5 protein-coding genes are annotated in these 2,026 nt (G+C 57.4%); all 5 read left to right on the top strand.

Annotation, left to right across the window (positions count from 1 at the left end):
* Positions 1-83: 83 nt before the first annotated feature.
* Positions 84-359: a hypothetical protein gene (locus ABWQ00_RS15915; protein WP_353239633.1), complete on the top strand. Its 276-nt coding sequence runs from the start codon at positions 84-86 to the stop codon at positions 357-359.
* Between the two features lie 3 nt (positions 360-362).
* Complete coding sequence (locus ABWQ00_RS15910; RefSeq protein ID WP_353239632.1) at positions 363-857, top strand: hypothetical protein; 495 nt, start codon at positions 363-365, stop codon at positions 855-857.
* Positions 854-1,330 (top strand): DUF4337 family protein, encoded by a 477-nt coding sequence (locus tag ABWQ00_RS15905; protein WP_353239631.1) that lies wholly within the window; start codon positions 854-856, stop codon positions 1,328-1,330. The genes ABWQ00_RS15910 and ABWQ00_RS15905 overlap by 4 nt, the downstream gene beginning before the upstream one ends.
* 1 nt (position 1,331) lies before the next feature.
* Entirely contained in the window at positions 1,332-1,835 is a 504-nt protein-coding gene (locus tag ABWQ00_RS15900) for a hypothetical protein (RefSeq protein WP_353239630.1), read from the top strand.
* On the top strand, positions 1,832-2,026 hold a 195-nt coding region (locus tag ABWQ00_RS15895), incomplete at its 3' end, for a lysozyme (RefSeq protein WP_502908168.1). The genes ABWQ00_RS15900 and ABWQ00_RS15895, both read left to right, overlap by 4 nt.

Here is a 2,026-nt window from a genome sequence, read left to right as displayed (position 1 = left end):
CTGGCTGTACATCACGCTAGGCGCGGTCCTGCTCGGCCCTGGCGCGATGGCAGATGTCGTGAAGAAACTTCTGGGGTTATGACATGGCATGGTCAGATGTTCTCAAAGCAGTCATTCCCATCGTGGTGGCCGCACTGGCGTGGCTACTCGGTCAAGTGGCATCCTTCTCCGAGCGTCTGACCAAGATTGAGGGGCAGATGCCCGCGCTCATCACCAAGGAAGGCGTGCCCACCGACAGCCCAATCAGCGCAGAACGCAGGGCGATCCTGAAAGAGCAACTGATGACGCACATCAACGACCTTCAGGTCAAGGTCAGGCTGCTTGAGGAACGCGAGCGCATCGCCAAGGGGAACAAGTAGTGTATGGAACCGATAACCGGCATTCTCGCGGCAGTATCAGCGGCGAATGCTGCATTTGGGGCCGTTAAGAAACTCGTCGCCACAGGCCGCGAGATTCAGGACGTTGCCGGTCAGATTGGTAAGTGGTACGGCGCTTTCGGGGACTTCAACCGCCTAGCCAACGAGAAGGCCAACAAGAAGCCCTCGGTTTTCAAGCGCCTGTTGCACGACGGCAGTATCGAGCAGGAAGCCTTGCAGATCACGATGCACAAGCAGGCGTTGGTCAAGCAGGAGTACGAACTGAAGTTGTTGATCATCGCTCACTACGGTGAGAACGTGTACAACGAGATGATCATGGAGCGCATCCGACTCAAGAAGGAGCGCGAGAAGAAAGACCGAGAGCACCGCCTGCGGCAGCAGGAGTTCATGCTCAACGCCAAGTACGGCGCAGCGATTGCCTTCGTGGCAACCGCCCTGATCGCGGTGGGTTACTACTTAATCGACAAGGCACAGCAATGAGTTTCAGGAAGCCGCCGGAGGGTGCAAGCCGTTCAGAGAGGGAGGCCCATGTCAAGGCTCTTGCTGCGGTTTCTATTAGCCTGCTTGCTCTACTCCTTGCTGTTACAAATTACTTTGCCGGAAGGAACTCATCTGCGGTTCTCAACGGAACCATAGAGTCCAACAACCTGTGGGCGTGGTATCAGGCCAAGAATGTTCGGGCGACCATCTACGAGGTCACCAACAACGAGCAGAAGGCCACGAAGCAACGCGCCGACATGGACGAGATCATGGAAAAGGCCCGTGCGGCTGAAGCCAAGCGCGATGCTGCCAAGGCCAAGTCTTCCTACTACTCCTACTCCGGCATGGCACTGCAACTGGCCATCGTCCTGTCCTCTGCGGCCATCCTGGCCGTCACCCTGAGCCTGTTCTACGCCTCACTTGGTGTGGGGGCAGTCGGGGTGCTTCTGTTCTTCTTTGCTCTAGGAGCCTGAGATGCTGTCGCTTCTTTCCACCCTCGGGGGCTTGCTGCTCTCGGGCCTGCCCAAATTGCTTGAATACTTCCAGAACAAGGCAGATCAAGCCCATGAACTGAAGTTGGCTCAGGTTCAGACCGAGCGCGAACTTCAACTGGCAGCGGCAGGTTTTGCAGCCCAGGCCCGGATGGAGGAGATTCGCACCGAGCAGGTGGCGATGGAGACTGACGCCCGGATGACCGAGGCGGCTCTGGCGCACGATCAGAAGATCATGGACAAGGCTTCCCGGTGGGTGGTGAACTACACCGGCACCGTCCGGCCTACGGTTACCTACATCTTCGTGTTTGAGTTGGTGGCCATCAACGCCTTCATGGCGTGGTACCTGTGGAACCATCCGACGCTCATTCAGAGCATGGACGACATCATCCTGTACTCTGACCTGATCTTCTCTGCCGACGAGATGGCGATCCTCGGGGGCATCATCGGCTACTGGTTCGGTTCTCGCCAGTGGAGTAAGAAGTGAAACTGAGCAAGGCGGGCGAAGACCTCATGCACAAGTATGAGGGGTTTAGGAGTAAACCCTACCTTTGCCCTGCCCACATCTGGACGATTGGCTATGGCCACGTCCTGTACCAAGAGCAGATCAGGCTCCCGGTCATCCGCAAGGAAGGCTACACCGGGATGCTCAGGAATGAGTTCCCGCTGAAACCGGAG

Origin of the sequence: Limnohabitans sp., assembly GCF_040400975.1 — a bacterium.
Classification (GTDB): Bacteria; Pseudomonadota; Gammaproteobacteria; order Burkholderiales; family Burkholderiaceae_C; genus Limnohabitans_A.
Note: the sequence above shows the minus strand (reverse complement) of the source record. Positions and strands in the feature narration are given on the sequence as shown.